At 68.0% G+C, this 22,313-nt stretch carries 14 protein-coding genes; 7 read left to right on the forward strand and 7 right to left on the reverse strand.

The genetic code is table 11. The annotated features are described in order from the left end of the window. The first annotated feature begins 9 nt into the window (after window positions 1-9). The 6 genes from ag85A (at window position 10) to AC5Y7E_RS02110 (ending at window position 12,491) form a co-directional block, all read left to right on the forward strand. A complete protein-coding gene (gene ag85A, locus AC5Y7E_RS02085; RefSeq protein WP_499917265.1) occupies window positions 10-1,056 on the forward strand; it encodes a diacylglycerol acyltransferase/mycolyltransferase Ag85A in 1,047 nt (348 codons plus the stop codon). A 160-nt stretch (window positions 1,057-1,216) separates the two neighbouring features. Beyond that, window positions 1,217-2,122 (forward strand): alpha/beta hydrolase-fold protein, encoded by a 906-nt coding sequence (locus tag AC5Y7E_RS02090; protein ID WP_499947556.1) that lies wholly within the window; start codon window positions 1,217-1,219, stop codon window positions 2,120-2,122. Window positions 2,123-2,321: 199 nt separating this feature from the next. Then, window positions 2,322-3,332: a carboxylesterase Culp6 gene (culp6, locus tag AC5Y7E_RS02095; RefSeq protein WP_499917264.1), complete on the forward strand. Its 1,011-nt coding sequence runs from the start codon at window positions 2,322-2,324 to the stop codon at window positions 3,330-3,332. 324 nt (window positions 3,333-3,656) lie between these two features. Beyond that, complete coding sequence (gene fadD32 / locus AC5Y7E_RS02100; protein WP_499917263.1) at window positions 3,657-5,555, forward strand: long-chain-fatty-acid--AMP ligase FadD32; 1,899 nt, start codon at window positions 3,657-3,659, stop codon at window positions 5,553-5,555. Window positions 5,556-5,646: 91 nt separating this feature from the next. Then, on the forward strand, window positions 5,647-10,905 hold the full coding sequence (pks13, locus tag AC5Y7E_RS02105) for a polyketide synthase Pks13 (protein ID WP_499947557.1): 5,259 nt from the start codon (window positions 5,647-5,649) through the stop codon (window positions 10,903-10,905). A gap of 11 nt (window positions 10,906-10,916) precedes the next feature. After that, the gene (locus tag AC5Y7E_RS02110) at window positions 10,917-12,491 is read left to right on the forward strand and encodes an acyl-CoA carboxylase subunit beta (RefSeq protein WP_499917658.1); all 1,575 of its coding nucleotides are present in this window, start codon (window positions 10,917-10,919) and stop codon (window positions 12,489-12,491) included. 99 nt (window positions 12,492-12,590) lie between these two features. Here AC5Y7E_RS02110 and AC5Y7E_RS02115 read toward each other — a convergent pair whose 3' ends face one another. After that, on the reverse strand, window positions 12,591-13,565 hold the full coding sequence (locus AC5Y7E_RS02115) for a sigma-70 family RNA polymerase sigma factor (protein ID WP_499917262.1): 975 nt from the start codon (window positions 13,563-13,565) through the stop codon (window positions 12,591-12,593). A gap of 64 nt (window positions 13,566-13,629) precedes the next feature. Between AC5Y7E_RS02115 and AC5Y7E_RS02120 the strand changes: the two genes are divergently transcribed. After that, window positions 13,630-14,226 (forward strand): dihydrofolate reductase family protein, encoded by a 597-nt coding sequence (locus AC5Y7E_RS02120; RefSeq protein ID WP_076055668.1) that lies wholly within the window; start codon window positions 13,630-13,632, stop codon window positions 14,224-14,226. 39 nt (window positions 14,227-14,265) lie between these two features. Here AC5Y7E_RS02120 and AC5Y7E_RS02125 read toward each other — a convergent pair whose 3' ends face one another. From AC5Y7E_RS02125 to AC5Y7E_RS02150, 6 genes are all read right to left on the reverse strand, one after another. Beyond that, window positions 14,266-15,084: an SAM-dependent methyltransferase gene (locus tag AC5Y7E_RS02125; protein ID WP_499917261.1), complete on the reverse strand. Its 819-nt coding sequence runs from the start codon at window positions 15,082-15,084 to the stop codon at window positions 14,266-14,268. Between the two features lie 59 nt (window positions 15,085-15,143). Next, window positions 15,144-15,974 (reverse strand): helix-turn-helix domain-containing protein, encoded by an 831-nt coding sequence (locus AC5Y7E_RS02130; RefSeq protein WP_499917260.1) that lies wholly within the window; start codon window positions 15,972-15,974, stop codon window positions 15,144-15,146. A gap of 10 nt (window positions 15,975-15,984) precedes the next feature. Then, complete coding sequence (locus tag AC5Y7E_RS02135) at window positions 15,985-17,769, reverse strand: acyl-CoA dehydrogenase family protein (RefSeq protein WP_499917259.1); 1,785 nt, start codon at window positions 17,767-17,769, stop codon at window positions 15,985-15,987. 40 nt (window positions 17,770-17,809) lie between these two features. Then, window positions 17,810-18,286 carry an FHA domain-containing protein gene (locus AC5Y7E_RS02140; protein WP_499917258.1) on the reverse strand — a complete coding sequence of 159 codons (477 nt, stop codon included), beginning with the start codon at window positions 18,284-18,286 and terminating at the stop codon, window positions 17,810-17,812. An 84-nt stretch (window positions 18,287-18,370) separates the two neighbouring features. Further along, window positions 18,371-18,886, reverse strand: coding sequence for a hypothetical protein (locus tag AC5Y7E_RS02145; RefSeq protein WP_499917257.1), 516 nt, complete (start codon window positions 18,884-18,886; stop codon window positions 18,371-18,373). A 173-nt stretch (window positions 18,887-19,059) separates the two neighbouring features. Next, complete coding sequence (locus AC5Y7E_RS02150; protein ID WP_499947283.1) at window positions 19,060-22,299, reverse strand: arabinosyltransferase domain-containing protein; 3,240 nt, start codon at window positions 22,297-22,299, stop codon at window positions 19,060-19,062. Between the last annotated feature and the right edge of the window lie 14 nt (window positions 22,300-22,313).

Here is a 22,313-nt window from a genome sequence, read left to right on the forward strand (position 1 = left end):
GAAGCAAGGATGACGCTTGTCGACAGATTGCGCGGCGCCGTGGCGGGTATGCCGCGCCGGCTCGTCGTGGCGGCCGCGGGTGCGGCGCTGCTCTCGGGCCTGATTGGCGCCGTCGGAGGCTCGGCGACCGCCGGGGCCTTCTCGCGCCCGGGTCTGCCGGTGGAGTACCTGCAGGTTCCGTCCGCCGCAATGGGCCGCGACATCAAGGTTCAGTTCCAGAGCGGTGGCGCCGACTCGCCGGCGCTCTACCTGCTCGACGGTATGCGCGCGCAGGACGACTTCAACGGTTGGGACATCAACACCCCGGTGTTCGAGTGGTACCTCCAGTCCGGCATTTCGGTTGTCATGCCGGTCGGTGGCCAGTCCAGCTTCTACTCCGACTGGTACAAGCCCGCCTGCGGTAAGGCCGGCTGCACCACCTACAAGTGGGAGACCTTCCTCACCAGCGAGCTGCCCCAGTACCTTTCGTCGCAGAAGCAGGTGAAGCCGACCGGCAGCGCCGTGGTCGGTCTGTCGATGGCCGGTTCGTCCGCGCTGATCCTGGCCGCCTACCACCCGCAGCAGTTCGTTTACGCCGGCTCGCTGTCGGCGCTGCTGGACCCGTCGCAGGGGATGGGCCCGTCGCTGATCGGCCTGGCCATGGGTGACGCCGGTGGCTACAAAGCCGCCGACATGTGGGGTCCGAAGGAGGACCCGGCCTGGGCCCGCAACGACCCGTCGCTTCAGGTCGGCAAGCTGGTCGCCAACAACACCCGCATCTGGGTGTACTGCGGTAACGGCAAGCCGTCGGACCTGGGTGGGGACAACCTGCCGGCGAAGTTCCTCGAGGGCTTCGTGCGGACTTCCAACCTGAAGTTCCAGGACGCCTACAACGCCGCGGGTGGCCACAACGCGGTGTGGAACTTCGACGCCAACGGCACCCACGACTGGCCGTATTGGGGCGCGCAGGTGCACGCCATGCTGCCCGACCTGCAGTCGACGCTGGGCGCCACCCCGGGCGCGGGTCCGGCCACGGCCGCCAACGCCGGCAACGCCGGCAACGGCCAGGGCACCTAAGCACTGCCAAGCAGAACGACGAGCGGCGGGAACCCTTCGGGGTTCCCGCCGCTAGTCTTTCGGGGTATGTGACGTGTTTCACTACCCGGCGAGCGGGGGAACCACGGCCCTGGCTAATGTGCTTTCAGCGACTACACGATGGAGGGTGGACATGACGGTCGTGCGGGGTATGTCGGCGCTTTTCCGGGTGTTCTGCGTAGCCGTGCTGGCGGTCGGGTTGGCCTTCGCGCTACAGCCCGCGGCAACCGTCGGCAAGGCCAGAGCGGCAGGCTACGAAAGCCTGATGGTTCCGTCGGCGGCGATGGGCCGCGACATTCCGGTGGCCTTCATGGCCGGTGGCCCGCACATGGTCGTGCTACTGGATGCGTTCGACGCCGCACCGGACGTCAGCAACTGGGTGACCGCGGGGAACGCGATGAACACGCTGGCGGGCAAGGGGATCTCGGTCGCGGCGCCCGCCGGCGGCGCGTACAGCATGTACACCAACTGGGAGCAGGACGGTAGCAAGCAGTGGGACACCTTCCTGTCCAGCGAGCTGCCCGACTGGCTGGCCGCCAACAAGGGCCTGGCGCCCGGCGGGCACGCCGCCGTCGGTGCCGCGCAGGGCGGTTACGGCGCGATGGCGCTGGCCGCATTCCACCCCGACCGCTACGGCTTCGCAGGCTCGCTGTCCGGGTTCCTCTACCCGTCGGACACCACGACCAACGGCGCGATCCTGGCGGGTCTGCAGCAGTTCGGCGGTGTGGACGGCAACGGCATGTGGGGAGCCCCGCAGCTGGGCCGGTGGAAGTGGCACGACCCCTACGTGCACTCCTCGCTGCTGGCGCAGAACAACACCCGCGTCTGGGTCTACAGCCCGACGAACGACAGCGCCAGCGATCCCGCCGCGATGATCGGCCAGGCCGCCCAGGCGATGGGCAACAGCCGGATGTTCTATCAGCAGTACCGCAGCAACGGCGGCCACAACGGCCACTTCGACTTCCCCGGCGGCGGCGACAACGGCTGGGGTTCGTGGTCGGGGCAGCTCAGGGCGATGTCGGGCGAGATCGTCGGAGCCATTCGCTAGCGCCGATCGCGAGCGCGGCGAAGCCGGGCGCCGCGGGTCGGCGCCATTGGGCTAGCGCCGATCGCGAGCGCGGCGATGCCGCCCGCTGCGGGTCGCTGGCCGGCCGGCCCACCCGGCCGAGCCGGTACCGTGTAGGGGGTGCAGCAGGGGTCGGGAGGACCGCGTAGCTGCGTTCCACCGACACTGCTGGCAGGAGAACATGGCTACAAGCGCGCGGCGTAAGCGGCAACGCACCCTCGCCTGGATCGCCGCACTGTCCGTCGCCGCCGTCGTCCTGCTTGGCATCCTGGCCGCGGTGACCTTGCTGCGCGGGCACTCCTCGGAGCCGAGCGCGGTCCCACCCGGGGTCCTGCCCCCGTCGTCGACGACGACGCACCCGCACAAGCCGCGGCCCGCGTCTCAGGACGCTTCGTGCCCCGACGTCCTCCTGGTCAACGTCCCCGGCACGTGGGAGTCCTCGGTGCAGGACGACCCCGGCAACCCCGTCCAATTCCCCAACGCGCTGCTGCACAAGGCGACCGCGACCCTCACCCAGCAGTTCCCGTCGTCGCGGGTGCAGGCCTTCACCACGCCGTACACCGCGCAGTTTCACAATCCGCTGAGCGGCGACACGCAGATGTCCTACAACGCCAGCCGCGCCGAAGGCACCCGCGCGACCGTGCAGGCGATGACCGACATGAACGCCAAGTGCCCGTTGACCAGCTACGTGCTGATGGGCTTTTCGCAGGGCGCCGTGATCATGGGCGACATCGCCAGCGACATCGGCAACGGGCGCGGACCCGTCGACGACGACCTGGTGTTGGGTGTGACGTTGATCGCTGACGGTCGTCGCCAGATCGGCGTCGGCAACGACATCGGGCCCAACCCGCCGGGGCAGGGCGCCGAGATCACGTTGCACGAGGTGCCCATCCTGTCCGGAATGGGCCTCACCATGACCGGTGAGCGCCCCGGCGGTTTCGGCGACCTCAACGGCAAGACCAATGAAATCTGCGCGCCGGGCGACCTGATCTGCGCCGCTCCCGAGGAGGCGTTCAGCATTGCGAACCTGCCGACCACGCTGAACACCTTGGCCGGCGGAGCCGGTCAGCCGGTCCACGCGCTGTACGCGACGACGCAATGCTGGAGCATCGACGGGGCGCCGGCGACCGACTGGACGCTCAACTGGGCTCACGGTCTGATCGCAAATGCGCCACAACCAAAACACGGATGATCGGGCTGGCCGGACACAAGCCTCAGGTAGCGGTTGCCGATGCCGATCAGCGGTACCTTGTGATTTGGTCTGCCGTAGGCGGCCCCGTAACATTAAGAGGAATTTAAGAGCTATCGGACCTTTGTCGCGCACCCGATCGGGTGGATGCTGGCTAGGGCTGGCACATCACCGGCGTTCTCGACGGGTGCCGTGCGAGGTCCGGCGCGTGTGACCAGACATGCAACCGGCGGCATGGCCGGCTGAGGAACGAAGCCGTCGGCGGAGCCGACCTAGGGACAACGAGTCGGCCTAGCCGACCGAAAACAGGCGTGACAGGAGAGCGGCATGGCGTACCACAACCCGTTCATCGTGAATGGAAAGATCAAGTTCCCGGACAACACGAACCTGGTCAAGCACGTTGAAAAGTGGGCGAGGGTTCGCGGCGACAAGCTCGCCTATCGGTTCGTCGACTTCTCCACCGAACGCGACGGCGAGTACCGCGACATCGTGTGGCGCGACTTCAGCGCCCGCAACCGGGCCGTGGGCGCCCGCCTGCAGCAGGTCACCCAGCCGGGCGACCGCATCGCCGTCCTGTGCCCGCAGAACCTCGACTACCTCATCGCGTTCTTCGGTGCGCTGTACGCCGGCCGCATCGCGGTGCCGTTGTTCGACCCCGCCGAGCCGGGTCACGTCGGCCGCCTGCACGCCGTCCTCGATGACTGCGCCCCCTCGACGATCCTGACCACCACCGACGCCGCCGAGGGCGTCCGCAAGTTCATCCGCGCCCGTTCGGCCAAGGAACGGCCCCGCGTGATCGCGGTCGACGCGGTCCCCAACGAGGTCGCGTCGACGTGGGAGCCGCCGGAGGCCGAAGAGGACACCATCGCCTACCTGCAGTACACGTCCGGCTCCACCCGCACCCCGACCGGCGTGCAGATCACCCACCTCAACCTGCCCACCAACGTGTTGCAGGTGCTCAACGGCCTGGAAGGCAAGGAGGGCGACCGCGGGCTGAGCTGGCTGCCGTTCTTCCACGACATGGGGCTGATCACGGCGCTGCTCTCGCCGGTGCTGGGCCATAACTTCACCTTCATGACGCCGGCCGCCTTCGTGCGCCGCCCGGGCCGCTGGATCCGCGAGATGGCGCGCAAGCCCGAGGACGATCCCGACAGCGAGGTCTTCACCGTCGCGCCGAACTTCGCGTTCGAGCACGCGGCGGTCCGCGGGGTGCCCAAGGAGGGTGAGCCGCCGCTGGACCTGAGCAACGTCAAGGCGATCCTCAACGGCAGCGAGCCGGTGTCCCCGGCATCGATGCGCAAGTTCTACGAGGCGTTTGCGCCCTACGGTCTGCGGGAGACCGCGATCAAGCCGTCCTACGGCCTGGCCGAGGCGACGCTGTTCGTCTCCACGACGCCGATGGACGAGGCGCCCACGGTCATCCACGTCGACCGCGACGAGCTGAACAAGCAGCGCTTCGTCGAGGTGCCCGCCGATTCGCCGAAGGCCGTCCCGCAGGTCTCGGCCGGCATCATCGGCGTCGACGAGTGGGCCGTCATCGTCGACCCGGAGACCGCCAGCGAGCTGCCGGACGATCAGATCGGCGAGATCTGGCTGCACGGGAAAAACCTGGGCACCGGCTACTGGGGCCGGGAAGGCGAGACCAACGACGTCTTCCGCAACATCCTCAAGTCGCGGATCAGCCAGTCACACGCCGAGGGTGCCCCCGACGACGGCACCTGGGTCAAGACCGGCGACTACGGCACCTACCACAAGGGCCACCTCTACATCGCAGGCCGCATCAAGGACCTGGTCATCATCGACGGCCGCAACCACTACCCGCAGGACCTGGAGTACTCGGCGCAGGAGGCCAGCAAGGCGCTGCGCACCGGCTACGTGGCCGCCTTCTCGGTGCCGGCGAACCAGTTACCGAAGGAAGTGTTCGACAACCCGCACGCCGGCATCAAGTACGACCCTGACGACGTCTCCGAGCAGCTGGTGATCGTCGCCGAGCGCGCGGCCGGCTCGCACAAGCTGGACTACCAGCCCATCGCCGACGACATCCGGGCCGCGATCGCCGTGCGCCACGGCGTCACCGTGCGCGACCTGCTGCTGGTGCAGTCGGGAACGATCCCGCGTACCTCCAGCGGCAAGATCGGGCACCGCGCCTGCCGCGCGGCCTACCTCGACGGCAGTCTGCGAAGCGGCGTCGGTTCGCCGACGGCGTTCGCCAGCTCCACTGACTGAATTCCTGAGGACCATGGCTGACACCGAGAACCCCGAAAACCACACCCCGGGCGAACAGGAGCCCGCCGCACCCCCCGCCAAGGGCACCGACATGACCGTGCCCGAGATGCGCGAATGGCTGCGCAACTGGGTGGGCCGGGCGGTCGGGAAATCACCCGACGAGATCGATGAGTCGGTGCCGATGGTCGAGCTGGGCCTGGCGTCGCGGGACGCCGTGGCGATGGCCGCCGACATCGAGGACATGACCGGCGTGACGCTGTCGGTCGCGGTGGCGTTCCAGCACCCGACCATCGAATCGCTGGCCACCCGCATCATCGAGGGCGAACCCGAGGTCGCCGACGACGAACTCGACGGCGCCGACTGGACGCGTACCGGCCCGGCCGAACGCGTCGACATCGCGATCGTGGGCCTGTCGACCCGGCTGCCCGGCGACATGAACTCCCCCGACGAGACCTGGGCGGCGCTGATGGAGGGTCGCGACGCCATCACCGATCTGCCCGAGGGCCGCTGGTCGGAATTCCTCGAGGAGCCGCGCATCGCGGCGCGCGTCGGCACCGCGCGTACCCGGGGCGGCTACCTGAAGGACATCAAGGGCTTCGACTCGGAGTTCTTCGCGGTCGCCAAGACCGAGGCCGACAACATCGACCCGCAGCAGCGGATGGCGCTGGAGCTCACCTGGGAGGCGCTCGAGCACGCGCGCATCCCGGCGTCGAGCCTGCGCGGCGAGGCCGTCGGCGTGTACGTCGGCTTCTCCAACAACGACTACCAATTCCTGGCGGTGTCCGACCCCACCGTCGCGCACCCGTACGCGATCACCGGCACGGCCAGCTCGATCATCGCCAACCGGGTGTCCTACTTCTACGACTTCCGCGGACCGTCGGTGGCGCTGGACACCGCCTGCTCGAGCTCGCTGGTGGCGACGCATCAGGCGGTGCAGGCGCTGCGCAACGGCGAGTGCGATGTGGCGGTCGCCGGTGGCGTCAACGCGCTGCTCACGCCGTTGGTGACGCTCGGATTCGACGAGATCGGCGCGGTGCTGGCCCCCGACGGCCGGATCAAGTCGTTCTCCTCGGACGCCGACGGCTACACGCGGTCCGAGGGTGGCGGCATGTTCGTGCTCAAGCGGGTCGACGACGCCCGCCGCGACGGCGATCAGATCCTCGCCGTCATCGCGGGCAGCGCGGTCAACCACGACGGCCGGTCCAACGGCCTGATCGCCCCCAACCAGGACGCCCAGGCCGAGGTGTTGCGCCGGGCCTACAAGGACGCCGGGATCGATCCGCGCACCGTCGACTACATCGAGGCGCACGGCACCGGCACCGTCCTCGGTGACCCGATCGAGGCCGAGGCACTGGGCCGCGTCGTCGGGCGGGGTCGCCCCGCCGACCGTCCCGCGCTGCTGGGTGCGGTGAAAACCAATGTGGGACACCTGGAGTCGGCCGCCGGCGCGGCGAGCCTGGCCAAGGTGGTGCTGGCGTTGCAGCACGACAAGCTGCCGCCGTCCATCAACTTCGCCGGTCCCAGCCCCTACATCGACTTCGACGGCATGCGGCTGAAAGTCGTTGACAGCGCCAGCGATTGGCCGCGCTACGGGGGCTACGCCCTGGCCGGCGTGTCCAGTTTCGGCTTCGGTGGCGCCAACGCCCACCTGGTGGTGCGCGAGGTGCTGCCCCGCGACGTCATCGAGCGCGAAGCCGAGCCGCAGCCCGTCGCGGCCGCCCCCACCGCCGACGCGGCCGAGGCGCCCACGATGGAAAGCCACTCGCTGCGGTTCGACGACTTCGGCAACATCATTCCGGACCCCTCCGAGGTGGAGGAAGAGGAATACGACCTTCCCGGTGTCACCGACGAGGCGCTGCGCCTCAAAGCGATCGCGCTGGAAGAGCTTGCCGCACAAGAGGAATCAGCGCCACTGATTCCGCTGGCCGTGTCGGCGTTCCTGACGTCGCGCAAGAAGGTCGCGGCCGCCGAGCTCGCGGACTGGATGGAGAGCGCGGAGGGGCAGGCGTCGTCGCTGGAATCCATTGGCCGGGCGCTGTCGCGGCGCAACCACGGCCGTTCGCGTGCGGTGGTGCTGGCCCACGACCATGAAGAGGCCGTCAAGGGCCTGCGCGCGATCGCCGAGGGCAAGCAGCGCCCCAACGTGTTCAGCACCGACGGGCCGGTGACCAGCGGTCCGGTGTGGGCGATGGCCGGTTTCGGTGCGCAGCACCGCAAGATGGGCAAGAACCTGTACCTGCGCAACGAGGTCTTCGCTGAGTGGATCGAGAAGGTCGACGCGCTGATCCAGGACGAGCGCGGTTACTCGGTGCTCGAGTTGATCCTCGACGACTCGGTCGACTACGGCATCGAAACCAGCAACGTCGTCATCTTCGCGATCCAGATCGCGCTGGGCGAGTTGCTCAAGCACCACGGCGCCAAACCCGCTGCGGTGATCGGCCAGTCGCTCGGCGAACCCGCGTCGGCGTACTTCGCCGGCGGCCTGTCGCTGGCGGACGCGGCCCGCGTGATCGCGTCGCGCTCGCACCTGATGGGCGAGGGCGAGTCGATGCTGTTCGGCGAGTACATCCGCTTCATGGCGCTCGTCGAGTACTCCGCCGACGAGCTCAAGACGGTGTTCGGCGACTTCCCCGGCCTGGAGGTGTGCGTCTACGCCGCGCCCAGCCAGACCGTGATCGGCGGCCCGCCGGACCAGATCGACGCGATCGTCGCCCGCGCGGAGGCCGAGGGCCGCTTCGCCCGCAAGCTGCAGACCAAGGGTGCGGGCCACACCTCGCAGATGGATCCGCTGCTCGGTGAGTTCTCCGCCGAGCTGCAGGGCATCCACCCGCTGAGCCCGACGGTCGGAATCTTCTCTACCGTGCACGAGGGCACCTACATCAAGCCGGGCGGCGAGCCCGTCCACGATGTCGCCTACTGGGTCAAGGGAATGCGGCATTCGGTCTACTTCACCCACGGCGTGCGCAACGCCGTCGACAGCGGCCACACCACTTTCCTGGAGCTCGCGCCCAACCCGGTGGCGCTGATGCAGATCGGCCTGACCACCGCGGCCGCGGGTCTGCATGACGCCCAACTGATTCCGACGCTGGCCCGCAAGCAGGACGACGTCGAGTCGATGATCTCGGCGATGGCCCAGCTCTTCGTCCACGGCCACGACCTGGACATCCGCACCTTGTTCACCCGGGCGCAGGGCCCCGAGGACTACGCGAACATCCCGCCGACGAAGTTCAAACGCAAAGAGCACTGGCTCGACGTGCACTTCTCCGGCGACGGCTCGGTGATCATGCCGGGGACACACGTCGCGCTGCCGGACGGCCGGCACGTCTGGGAGTACGCGCCGCGCAACGGCGACACCGATCTGGCCGCGTTGGTGAGATCCGCTGCCACACAGGTGCTTTCGGATGCTCAGCTGGTGGCATCCGAGCAGCGCGCGGTGCCCGGCGCGGGTGCCCGACTGGTGACCACGATGACCCGGCACCCCGGTGGCGCCTCGGTGCAGGTGCACGCCCGCATCGACGAGTCCTTCACCCTGGTCTACGACGCGCTGGTGTCGCGGGCGGGCCAGAGTGTGGCCGCGCTGCCCACAGCGGTGGGCGCCGGTGCGACCATCGCCGCGCCGACCACGACCGCCGCGATCGAGGCACCCGCGGCGCCGGCCGAGCCGGACGACGCCGAGACGCTGTCGGACAGCCTGACCAACCGCTACCTGCCATCCAACGTGGGCAGGTGGACACCGGATTCGGGCGAGACCATCGGCGAGCGGCTGGGCATGATCGTCTCGGCGGCCATGGGTTACGAGCCCGAGGACCTGCCGTGGGAGGTGCCGCTGATCGAGCTCGGCCTCGACTCGCTGATGGCGGTGCGGATCAAGAACCGCGTCGAATACGACTTCGACATGCCGCCCATCCAGTTGACCGCGGTGCGCGACGCCAACCTGTACGCCGTCGAGAAGCTGATCGAGTACGCGGTCGAACACCGCGACGAGGTCGAGCAGCTGTACGAGCACCAGAAGACGTTGACGCCCGAGGAGATCGCCAAAGAGCAGGCCCAGCTGCTCAGCGGGGCGACGCCGACATCGGCCGCCGCACCCGCACCGGACCCGCAGGCGGAGCCCGAGACCCAGCCGGAGCCGCCGTCGGACGCGACGATTCCGCCGCCGCCGACGGATCCGTCCGGCCCGAAGGGCGCGGCGACGAACGGCGCGAAGCCGGACCTGGCGGGTGCGCTCAGCCAGGAGGCGGTGGCCAAGGCACTGAATTCCGATGTGCCACCGCGTGATGCCGCCGAGCGCGTCACCTTCGCCACCTGGGCGATCGTCACGGGCAAGTCGCCGGGCGGCATCTTCAATCCGCTGCCCAAGCTGGACGCAGACACCGCGGCCAAGATGGCGCAGCGGCTCTCGGAGCGCGCCGAGGGCGCCATCACCGCCGAGGACGTCCAGACGTCGGAGACCATCGAAGCGCTGGCCGAAAAGGTCCGTCAGTACTTGGAGGCCGGTCAGATCGACGGCTTCGTCCGCACCCTGCGGGCCCCGCAGAACGAGTCGCAGATACCCGTGTTCGTGTTCCACCCGGCCGGCGGTTCGACCGTGGTCTACGAGCCGCTGCTGAAGCGGTTGCCGGCGGACACGCCGATGTATGGCTTCGAGCGCGTCGAGGGCACCGTGCAGGAACGGGCCGCCCAGTATGTGCCGAAGCTGTTGGAGATGAACGAGGGCAAGCCGTTCATCCTGGCCGGGTGGTCGCTCGGCGGCGCGCTGGCGTACGCCTGCGCGATCGGCCTGAAGCGGGCGGGCGCCGACGTGCGCTTCGTCGGGATGATCGACACGGTGCGCGCCGGCGAGGAAATCCCGCAGACGCAGGAGGAGACCCGCAAGCGCTGGGACCGGTACGCGAAATTCGCCGAGCGCACCTTCAACGTCGAGATTCCCGCGATCCCCTACGAGCAGCTGGAAGCGCTCGACGACGAGGGACAGGTCAAGTTCGTCCTGGACATCGTCCAGCAGAGCGGCGTGCAGATCCCGGGCGGCATCGTCGAGCACCAGCGGACGTCCTACCTGGACAACCGGGCGCTCGAGACCGTCCAGATCGAGCCGTACGACGGGCACGTCACCCTGTACATGGCCGATCGCTACCACGATGACGTCATCCAGTTCGAGCCGCGCTACGCGATCCGTCAGCCCGACGGCGGCTGGGGCGAGTACGTAGCGGACCTCGAGGTGGTTCCGATCGGCGGCGAGCACATCCAGGCCATCGACGAACCGATCATCGGCAAGGTCGGTGCTCACCTCGCCGACGTGCTGAATAAGGTGGAGGCCGAAACCAGTCAGACGAGTGAGGTGGGCAAGTAGTGACGGAGACCGTGCCAGCTCCGGAGGCAGCTCCCATTCAGCACACCACCGCCGAGAAGCTGGCCGAGCTCCGAGCTCGCCTGGAGTTGGCCAAAGAGCCCGGTGGTGAGAAAGCCGCCGCCAAGCGCGACAAGAAGGGCATCCCGAGCGCCCGCGCGCGGGTGCACGCCCTGGTCGACCCGGGCACCTTCCTGGAAGTCGGGGCGCTGGCCAAAACGCCCAACGACCCCAACGCGCTCTACGGTGACGGCTGCATCACCGGACACGCCATGATCGACGGCCGGCCGGTCGGGGTGTTCTCCCACGACCAGACCGTGTTCCAGGGCACGGTCGGCGAGATGTTCGGCCGCAAGGTCGCGCGCCTGATGGAGTGGTGCGCGATGGTCGGCTGCCCGATCATCGGCATCCAGGACTCGGGTGGCGCGCGCATCCAGGACGCGGTCACCTCGCTGGCCTGGTACGCCGAGCTGGGCCGCCGCCACGAGGCTTTGAGCGGCCTGGTGCCGCAGATCTCCCTCATCTTCGGCAAATGCGCTGGGGGAGCGGTGTATTCACCGATCCAGGACGACCTGCTGGTCTCGGTGCGCGACCAGGGCTACTTCTTCGTCACCGGCCCCGACGTGATCCGGGAAGTCACCGGCGAGGACGTCACGCTCGACGAGCTCGGTGGTTCGGACGCGCAGGCCCGCTACGGCAACATCCACCAGGTGGTGAACTCCGAGGCCGAGGCGTTCCAGTACGTCCGCGACTTCCTGTCGTTCCTGCCGTCGAGCGCCGTCAGCGAGCCGCCGATCGTCAACCCCGGCCTGGAGCCGGAGACGACCCCGACCGATCTGGAGCTCGACACGATCGTGCCGGACTCGGACAACATGGCCTACGACATGCACGAGATCCTGTTGCGGATCTTCGACGACGGCGACTTCCTCGAGGTCGCCGCGCAACACGGGCCGGCCATCATCACCGGGTACGCCCGCGTCGACGGACGCCCGGTGGGCGTGATCGCCAACCAGCCCATGCACCTGTCAGGGTCGATCGACAACGAGGCCTCCGACAAGGCGGCGCGATTCATCCGGTTCTGCGACGCGTTCAACATCCCGCTGGTGTTCGTGGTGGACACGCCTGGCTTCCTGCCGGGCGCCGAGCAGGAGAAGAACGGCATCATCAAACGCGGCGGCCGGTTCCTGTACTCGGTCGTCGAGGCCGACGTGCCGAAGGTGACGATCACCGTCCGCAAGTCATACGGCGGCGCCTACGCCGTCATGGGGTCGCGGCAGCTGACCGCCGACTTCAACTTCGCGTGGCCGACCGCGCGCATCGCGGTGATCGGCGCGGAAGGGGCCGCGCAGCTGCTGATGAAGCGGTTCCCCGACCCCACCACGCCCGAGGCGCAGCAGATCAAGAAGGACTTCATCGAGGGCTACAACCTCAACATGGCGATCCCGTGGACCGCCGCTGAGCGCGGCTTCATCGATGCCGTCATCGACCCGCACGAGACCAGGCTGCTGCTGCGCAAGTCGATGAGACTGCTGCGGGAGAAGCAACTGTGGTTCCGCACGGCGCGTAAGCACGGTCTCATCCCGATCTAGAGATTGGCGGCGCCTGTCCAGGCAATAATCGACTTCGAAAAGTGCTAGCGCATCCGCTATCACGTTTCCCGAAGCATCTTCGATGCCGATACTCGACGATCACGCGACCAACGATCGCGGTAGCCCGAACCAGGGCAGCAGACTGTTGTCGAAGCGTGTCATCGCGCAGATCCGATCGCTCGCGAGGCCAAGGACATACAGGCCGACTCCGTGGCTGATTCCGGATGGGCGGCGCAGGTACGCGCCGAACGCGGGCTGACCGTTGGCTCGCGTCGGCACCAAGTCGAATCTGCGGCCCGCGGCGAAGAGCGACGCACAGAATCGGGCGACCACGTCTCGGCCCTCGTATTCGAACGGCATCGGTGGCATCGACATGAAGACGTCGTTGGTCAACAGAGCCACCAGCGCTTCGAGGTCCGCGGACTCCCACGCGTGGACGAACTTCGCCACCACCGTCTCCTCGACCGCTGAGCCGCGGTCGGGTGGCGGTTGACGGTCATGGGCGGCGGCCAGGCTGTGCCGCAGCCCGGTGCGCGCTCGCTTAAGGGCGCTCTTGACCGATTCCACCGTCGAGTTGAGCATGTCGGCCACCTCGGTCGTGTGGAATCCGAGGACGTCGCGCAACACGAGTACCGCGACCTGACGAGGGGGCAGGACCTGAAGGGCGACAATGAATGCCAGTGAGATGGCTTCGCTTTGCTCGTAGCGGGCTTCCGGCCCGTCAGGAAACGGTTCGAGCCAGACGATTTCACCGAGCCGGGTCGGCTCGGGGGGTTCGACATCGGGCACGTCCCAATCCTTGGCCGGGCGTCGGCTTGCCGAACGTCGGACGTTGAGACAGCGGTTTGTGGCGATCCGGTAGAGCCAGGTGCGCACCGAGGAGCGGCCCTCGAAACCCGCCAGGCCTTGCCACGCGGCCAGCAACGTGTCCTGCAGGGTGTCTTCGGCGTCCTGCAGGGATCCGAGCATCCGGTAGCAGTGCACCTGCAGCTCCCCGCGGTACGGGTCGATCAGCTCCCGGAACGCTTCGCCGTTCCCGGCGCGTGCCCTGGACAGCAGATCCTCGCCAAGCACCCTCGCGTCACCTCCGTTCGTGTAGACACCGACCCGACCGCACCCGGGGCGGTGTCTCTATTACATGGGAAAAATCATTGTCAGCGCGAACGTCTCGCTAGACGGCGTCGTCCAGGACCCGACCGGTGCCGAGGGTTTCAGGGTCGGTGGCTGGTTCGGCCAGATCGACAACACGGACCATGAAGAGTGGGCCAGGGTCGGCCTCGATGAGGCGCTAGGGGCTGAGGCCCTGCTGCTGGGTCGGCGGACCTATGAATTCTTCGGCGCGCGCTGGCCATCCCGCACGGGCCAGTGGGCGGACCGATTGAACGGTATGCCCAAGTACGTGGTGTCGGCGACGCTTCATGCCCCGGAGTGGAACAACACCACAGTGCTTACGGGAAACGCTGTGCGCGAGGCCACCGCGTTGCGCCGAAAGATCAAGGGACACATAGTCGTCTACGGGAGCTTCCAGCTGGTGCACACGTTGGTAGAACACGACCTGGTCGACGAGTTGCGGATGACAATGTTCCCGTTCGTGCTTGGCGTTGGCGAGCGCCTCTTCGGCGCCACCAGCGCTAAGAAGGACATGCGCCTTGCCGGGACGCGCACCGTGGGCAACGGCCTGGCGTCCCTTACCTACCGGCCCCGCGCCGGAACGCACCCTCGAGCAGTTCGTTGAAGCGGTCCAGTCGATGCTGACTCGACCGGACCGTTCGCGCTACTTGGTGGCTTCGACGAAATAGCCGCGAGGCGCCGTCGCCACGTCCATCGGCGCCGCCGGCGCATACCAGCGGCCGTACCGATTCCCGGGTTCCGCGACGTCGGTGACCGTTGCCGACCAGCCAAGGCGTTGCGCCAACCGGCCCGGCTCGTCGGTGCCGAAGAGCCACGGGGCGCCGTTGCGCGCCATCGACTCGAGCAGCGGCGCCATGGCCGCCGATTCCAGGAGCGTTTTGCCGACGACGTCGTAGAGCAGGACCGAGCCGGGCGCCGCGAGCGCGTCGACACGATCGAACAACGCATCCACCGCGGTCGTGTCCAGGTACTGCAACAGCCCTTCGATCAGCCACACCGTCGGCGCCGATGAATCCAGGCCGGCGGAGCTTATGGCGGCCGGCCAGTCGTCGGCCAGGTCGACGCTCACCGGGACGCGCCGGCACCGCGGCGGATCACCGGCAAGCAGACTGGCTTTTGCCGACAACACCTCCGGCTGGTCCAGCTCGTAGACGACGGTGCCGTCGGGCCAGGACAGCCGGTACGCACGGGCGTCCATGCCGGCAGCAAGGATGACGATCTGCCGGGCCTTCTGTGCGGCTCGCAGCAGCGCCTCGTCCCAGAATCGGGTGCGCACGACGATCTGCACGGTGGACCGTTCCCCGGTTTCGGTCAGGGCCGCCGCAAGCAACTCGCGTCCGCGGTCGCCGGCCAGCCGTTCGGCGAAGGGGTCGGCGAAAAGCCGGTCGTCCCGGGCGGTTTCGTGGGCGCGGATCGCCGCGACCAACAGGCCGGTGTCCGCGACCGCATCGAGGTTGTCCATGACGCCATCATCGGCGCTGCGCGGCGGTGCGGCTTGGATATTTTGGCCTCGTTCGCGAATCAGTCCGGCACCGCGCCCAGTTGGACATGTCCGGGCATCGACGATCGTCGCCGCGGGTACTGCGTGGGCGAAAAACCCGTGAACGAGCCGAACTCGCGCACGAAGTGGGGCTGGTCGAAATATCCGAGGTCGGCCGCGATCGCCGCGCCCCGCGCCGGGGTGCTGAGCGCGCGCAGGGCCGCCTGCAAACGGCGCACCCGAAGGTAGGCCTTCGGGGACAGTCCGACTTCGGAACGGAACAGCGCGGTGAACCTCTTACGTGAAAGGCCGGTCAGCAGTTGAGCTTTCGATACCCGCATGGACGGGTCGAGATCAGCGGAGCGCAATACCGACGCCAGCCGCGGATCCGGCCCTTCGGCGTGCGGGCGTATCCGCTGGATCAGGAACGTCTCCAGCAACGCCACCCGCCGTGATGCCGAGCCGGCCGCGCTGAGTTGCTCGCGCAGCCGCTCTGCGCTCGAACCCCACAGATCCTGCAGTCCGACGAGGGCATCCTCCAGGTCGCCCAGCGGATACCCGAGGAATGCCAAAGCACCCGCGGGCCGGAAATGGATGGTCATGATGCTGCGGTCGGGCCCGACCCGGATGACGTAGGAGGCCACGCCCGCACCGGCGGCGAACGCGGACGGGACCGTCATCGGTGTGTGGCCGTCGGAGGCGTAGAAGCCGAGGTCGGTGCGGCCATCGACGTCAATGATCGCGGTGACCGCTCCTCGCGGCAGCGCGCGGCTGGCGTGTGGGCCGGTTGCGCCTGCGCCGTCCCAGTAGCCGAAATACTCGATGTGCTGGGCGAGTTGGGGATTGGGTCGGTATAACCGGTGACTAGCCATTGCGCCTCGCCTATATCTTCAACGCGCCGTCCAGCAGTTCGTCGAAGCGCTCCAGCGCCTCGTCGGAGTCGGAGTCGATACCGCGCAGCGCCCCGCGATCGGCGAGATAGCGCTGCGCGTACAGTCGCGCGACGAGCGCCTTTCGCTCACCACCGCGCGTGGCGCGCTCCCAGGCCGCCTGCTCGATGAGCAACGCACCGGCATAGACGTCACCCATGAATTGGGCCAGCGCAAACAGCCGCGCCTCGGCCACCTGTCTGTCGAGCTTGGTCCATGCGGTGATCGCCGCGTCGAGGTCCTCGATCCGGCCGGCGACCAGCCGGGCGGCTTCGCCGTCGTCGGCGACCGACACCGCATCGCGCAGCCGGGCCAACAGCGTCTCGTGCGCGCGCGTCTGCTCGATCCCCCGTCGCACATCCAGGCACAGAATGTTGTCCGGGCCCTCCCAGATGGTGTTGACCTGAGCGTCACGCAGCAGCCGCGCTACCGGCCAGGTCTCGATATAGCCGTTGCCGCCGTGGATTTCGATCGCATCCGACGCCGCGGTGATCCCCAGCCGGCACACCTTGAGCTTGGTGACCGGCACGGCGATCCGTTGCCGCATGCTGCGCGGCTGACGATGGTTGGTGGCGCCGGTGCCGTCGAACACCAACGCCTGCGCGGCCTCGACGTCGACGATCATCTCGGCGAGTTTGCGTCGCATCAGCGGCTTGTCGATGAGCGCGCCGCCGAATGCCCGCCGTTGCCGGGCGTAGCACAGCGATTCGACCAGGGCGCGTCGCGCGTTACCGAGCCCGAACAAGGCGATGCCCAGGCGCGCGGCGTTGGTCAGCTCCATCATGCGTCCCAGCCCCTTGCCGTCCGACGGGCCGGCGGCGTCGGTGGGCTCACCGGACAGCAAAAACGCTTCGGCGTCAACGAATTCGACCTCACCGGACGCCACCGAGCGGGTGCCCAGCTTGTCCTTCAGCCGCCGGACCCGGACCCCGTTGCGCGAACCGTCGCGCCGCGTGCGCAGCACCAGGAAGTTGGCGACGCCCCGCGAAGTATCCGGCGCCCCTTCGGGTTTCGCCAAGACCACGAACGCCTCCCCGGCGCAGTTGGATGCGAACCACTTGAAGCCGTTCAGCAACCACGCTTGGCCATTTTCGCCGCTGACGCGTCGAGCGGTGGTTTCCAGCGCGCCCAAGTCGGAGCCGCCGGTGCGTTCGGTCAGCAGCTGCGCCGTCTCGCCGGCCCACTCGCCCGAGGCGAATTTAGCCAGCACGTGTTCGGCCACATCGGGTGGCGCGTAGGCGGCCACCAGCGACTGGACCATGCCGCCGCCGGTGCCCAACGCGCAACCCATCCCGATATCGGCTTGGTTGAGCAGGTAATTCGACGCGAACATCGGCAGCGACGAGCTGATCTTCGCCTCGCGTGCCTCGGTTCGCAGCGCCTGCTGGGCATCCAGAACCGCACGCTTGGACTGCGTGAAGGAGGCCGGCATCACGACCTCACTGATGTCGTGACCCCACCGGTCGTAGCGCTGCAGCTGCGGTGGGTTGCGATCGGTCTCTTCGGCCCACCGAGCCACCGGGCCGCCCATCAGTTCACCGATGCGCGTCAAGTGACGCTCGGCCAGTTCCAGTTCCTCGGGCTCGAGATAGTAGGCCATGGTGAATCGCAGCGTGGGATCGGTGAGGTACCAATTGAGGCCCACGGCTCCGCGGTAGTTCTCCGTCGCGTAGCGCTGGGATTTCTCATCGGTGGAAAACGGCAGGCGGTCCACCGCCTCGACGGCGTAGTCACTCATCAGTCAGACGCTACGCGCCGAGCGGGGCGGTCACCGAGTGTCAGCCGCCCGCGGCGGTGAGGAAGATCAGCCGGAAATTGCCGATCTGGAGCAGGTCGCCGTTGGTCAGCACCGCAGAGTCGACGGCGGCGCGGTTGAGATAGGTGCCGTTCAGGCTGCCGCGATCGACGACGCGGAATTCGCCATTCGCGGCGTGGAATTCGGCGTGCCTGCGGCTGACCGTGATGTCGTCGAGAAAGATGTCGCTGGCCGGGTGCCGCCCCGCGTTCATCACCGGCTGGTTCAGCTCGAACTTCGCGCCCACGTTGGGACCCCGCTTCACCACGAGCATGGCCGAGCCGCGGGCCAGCGTCGCGGCCGCCTCGGCGACGGCCGACGATGCGTCGATCTCGTCGTGCGGGTCGGCAGGCAGTACCGAACCGATGTCGCCGGTGGCTTCACCCGCCGCGATCGGTTGCTGCCTTGTCTCCTCGTTTGGCGCCGACACTGTTTCCTCTCGCCCCGTCGATACCTCCATCGCAGCATTTGCCGCGAGCGTCAAGATAGGGACCGAAGTCCCTGTTTCGCCCGGGGCGATTGTGCAGAGGTTGACGGCGTTGGTTTACGCCCGCACCGGCACCAGGAACTCGGACGTATAGAACTCGGCCGGGTTTTGTGAGTTCGCATTCGGCCGCTCGATAATCATCCATATGCCGGTCGTGCCCGGGTGCAGGGTGTCGGTAACGGTGGCCGTTCCGTTCCCCGCGCCGTCGAGATCCATGCCGGTAAACGCGGTCCCCGGGTCCCCGGGTCCGCAGGTCGACGAGGCCGGGCGGGGTTCTTCGATGATGCCGACGTCGTAATGCATGCCCGGCTCGGGCCCGTCGACCAGATGCACCTCGGCGACGGCCCGGTTCCCGCTGGTGCGGACGATTGCCGAACCGCTGCCGAGCATCGGGCCCGGCACCTGGGGTGCGATGGCGACCTTGCTGAAATCGCAACGCCGCAAGTAGTTGTCGAACGCGACGGTGGTGCCGCCGCCCTCGGCGGCCGCGGCCCCGATGGCCAAACTCGAGGACGGCGCGATCAGCAGCGTGACTGTGGCGGTGCAGGTTCCCAGGCGTGTCAGCGTGCGCATTCGGCCACCTTTTCCGACGTGTGAAATGGATCACAGCGGAATCAGTATTGACCAAAAAATGGCGCGGTTAAACCCCCGACCGGTAATTACTGCGCCGTTAATTCGGGCGCACTATTCAACTGATGAATAATGACACCGTAAAGCCATTTGGAAAGCCGTGTTTCGTTCGCTCGCTACGGTTTGATGCGGATCGGTCCGGGCGACCACCATCCGGTGCGGGTGGCGGTGCCCAGGTCGAGTTGCGCCGGGTGTGCATCGGCGATGGTGTCGAACTTGCGCAGCGATCCCCAGTCACGGCCCCAGTCATGGGACAGATACGTCGACATCACGTGGGCCCGCAGCAACAGGTCGGTGATGCCCAGCAGTCCACCGTTGACGCCGTCCTGCCAGGTGTCGGTGTCCTGCTTCTTGGCGTTGTAGTCCGGGGTGATGCGGAACTGCGGGATCTCGGTGACGCCATTGGAGTGCAGCATCGGCTGCTGGCACGGGAACGCCAGCCCGACGGCCCAGTCCATCAGCACCGGGCGCTTGGAGCCGACGTACTCCTGCAACGAGCGCAGCTCCGGCACCCGTGGCGGGGTCAGGGCGATCCAGTCGTCCGGTGTCAACGAAAGATCCTCGGCGACCACCCGCACCGCGACCGCGTCGGCGGGCATCGCCGAGCGCGCGAAGCGCAGGTTTCGCCACACCTTCGGCTGTTCGCCGTACAGGTCATAGGGCACCAGCCGGCCAGCCGGCTGCACCGCGCCGCCGGGGCCGGGCCTGCCGAATTCCAGTTCCACCGTCTGCCCGCTGGTGTGGCCGTGCAGGATGCTGTTGCCGGCGATGGTGCCCGCGGCCGTCACCACCACCAGCGGGTGTCCGTCATCGAGCTTGGGCAGCTGGTACCACGCCGAGGTGAGCCGGCTCTGCTGCTGCGCGCCGGTGGTGTAGCTGCCGGCCAGCGGCACCCTGCTGGGATCGAGGCCATAGGGCAGCGGCACCGTCGAGCCGTTGACGCCCGGGGTCTTCAGCTTGGTCGGCGCATCCCAGTCGTAGTCGGTGCCGGGCTGCGCCACCTCCGTCTCCTTGACCGACTCGGCCAGGGTGCGGTCCGGCACGCCGTTGGGCGTGAAACCCGTTGGGCTGGCCCCACCCAACGGCCCGAGCGGGCCGTAATTGTCCGGCTCTCCTGTTTTGAAAGGCGCCATGAAACCGGCGTTGCTGTCCGGCTCGACGAGCACGTCGTCGGCCAGTCCGCAGCCGCCGCTGAACTCCCGCAGGTTGTCCCAGGCGTTGGAGTAGGTGGGGTACTGACGCACGATGCCCGCCACCATCGACGCGATGAACACGAGCGCCATGAAGCCGGCCGCGAGGGGGATGGGCGCGGCGGTCAGCGCCCGCGCCAGCCGTCCTTCGCCGCGGTCCCGGGGCGCGAAGTGCAGGTACGCCGCGTACAGCGCGACGATCACGAACAGCGCGAAAAAGACTGCGCTGACGCTGATTCCGTGGAACCTCGGCATCACGTTGTTGAACGGGACGCCGAAGCTCGACACGTACCACCAGCCGTTCGTGGTGGCGAAACACAGCGCCAGCACGAACAACAGCGCCGCCAGGAAGGCCGTGCGGTTACGCGACCAGCGCAAGCTCTCGTGCGACACCAGCACCGTCGTCAGCGCGGCCATCGCCGCTCCCACCGCGGCGAACAGCCCGAAGTGGTGCACCCACTTGGTGGGGGTGAACATCAGGAAGAACATGGTGCCGAAGATGACGCCCATCAGCCGCCAGGCCGGCCCGCGCGCAACTCCGGGAATTCGCTTGCGCCGCAACATGATAAAGACGGCGGTGAAGAGGCACAGCGCGGCGATCAGGAAGCCGAAGCGGCGCGACAGCGAGCCGTCGACGGTGGGCAGGATCAGGTAGTAGTAGCGCAGGTTCTCGGTGTACCAGGCCTGGCTGGGGCCGATCGAGGTGCGAATCCTGGTGGCTTCCAACACCGTTGACAGCGTCTGATCGGCGAACACCACGGTCAGGATGACCGTGCCGGCGGCCAGCATCGGCGCCACCAGCGGCCAGGTGCCGACCAGGCGATGGCGTTTCACCAGAATCCGCAGGATCGGGCGGCCGCCGGCGACCAGCGCGGCCACCGCGATCAACCCGGTCGGCTGCACCCCGAGGGTGAACGCCGCGGTGATGACCGCTAGCGCGGCGGGCGTCAGCCGGCTGTAGCGCATGGAGCGCTCGATCAGCACGTAGGTGATCAGCGACCCGACGGCGATGATCGGCTCGGGGCGCAGGCCGTTGTCGAACGGCATCCAGGCCGTCAGCAGGACCATGCCCGCCGCCCAGTTCGCCGCCTTGCTCGCGGCCACCGCGGGTCCCAGCCGCGGCAAAACTTCCCGCGACAGCAGCAGCCAGCACACGATTCCGGCGATCAGGTCCGGCAACCGCATCCACAGGCTGGCGTCGGTGACGTGGGTCATCAGCGCCAGCAGGTTGTAGTACCAGCCGAAGGGGTCCTCGGGGCTACCGAACCAGCGGAAGTAGTTCGACATGTAGCCGGCGCGGTCGGCGACGCGGGCCATGCCCAGGATGTAGCCGTCGTCCGACGAGTTCGCCCCGATCACGTGCCACAGCACGAAGCCGGAGATCACCGTCACGTCGGCCAGGGTGAACGTGCGCCAGTTCGCCGGAATGAGCCGGCGCATCCGGTGACCGTCCAGCTGATCGAGGCGCCACAAGGCGATCAGGGCGACGATGGTGGACACGATGGCCAGCACCATCGCGGCCAGCTTCAAAGTCGTTGGGGTGGTGGAGAACCGGGTGTCGATGGTCGCCGAGAGACCCAGACCCGCCGGGGCCGGTCCGCTGAGGTCGGTGAACACCCCGACGATCTGCGGCCGCAGGTTCGGGTCGGGGAAGCCGCCGCCGAGCGGTTTGCCCGCTGGATCGGTCAGCCCGACGAACGTGGCATAGGCGCCCGCCTTGGTCGAGGTGATCTCGATGCGCTGACACTGCGCCGACTCCACCTGATCGCGGGCCGCGCTGGCGATCACCACGTTGCGGTCGGTGACGTCGACGCGCTTGCCGTTGACGACCACGAACAACGCGTTGAGCGCGGCGTCCTTGCCCTTCTTGGGCGCCGTGCTGAGCACGACCCCGCCCTCGGGTGGCAGGCCCCGCACCACCGAGCACGGCACGGTCACGTGCACGTCGACCGGGGTGAGCGAAATCAGCGGCGCGGTAACGCTGTTCAGTTGGCCGTTCTGCGGCCAGTTCAGCGTTGCGGTGGTCTGCACGACGGGCAGCAGCGGGGTCGCGATCGACAGGATGAAACCGATCAGCCCGGCGATGGTCGCGACCCAGCGCGTCACGCGCACGTCTTGACGGGGTGCCGCCTTGTCTTCGCGGTTGTCGACGCTCGTGACGCTCATTTGCTGGTCGGTTC

The sequence above is a fragment of the Mycobacterium sp. NGS17 genome (genome assembly GCF_059813205.1).